Raw genomic sequence first — 232 nt, 5'->3', positions numbered from 1 at the left:
AGCCAGAAAGCCTGCGCCCCCCGGCGGCGGTTTCAAACAGGCAAAGGCCCCCCCCGCAAGGGGGATTCTTTTTTCATTTGGCGGCAAGAACACTTAAGCCTTGAAGAAGGGGAGCAGATCGGCGTTGATGACGTCCGCCTGGGTTGTCGCCATGCCCTGCGGAAAGCCCTTGTAGATCCTGAGCCCGCCCTTCTTGAGCAGCTTGATCGACAGCAGCGCCGAGTCGGCGATC

The 232-nt window shown here is 60.8% G+C and carries 1 pseudogene; it reads right to left on the bottom strand.

The annotated features are described in order from the left end of the window. Positions 1 to 93: 93 nt before the first annotated feature. A pseudogene (locus KVT37_RS33730) lies at positions 94 to 232 on the bottom strand (alpha/beta hydrolase); the annotation flags it as partial.

The sequence above is a fragment of the Mesorhizobium sp. GbtcB19 genome, assembly GCF_019091085.1.
Lineage (GTDB): Bacteria > Pseudomonadota > Alphaproteobacteria > Rhizobiales > Rhizobiaceae > Mesorhizobium.
The sequence above is the reverse complement of the archived record's forward strand: the minus strand, read 5'-3'. Positions and strand labels throughout refer to the sequence as shown.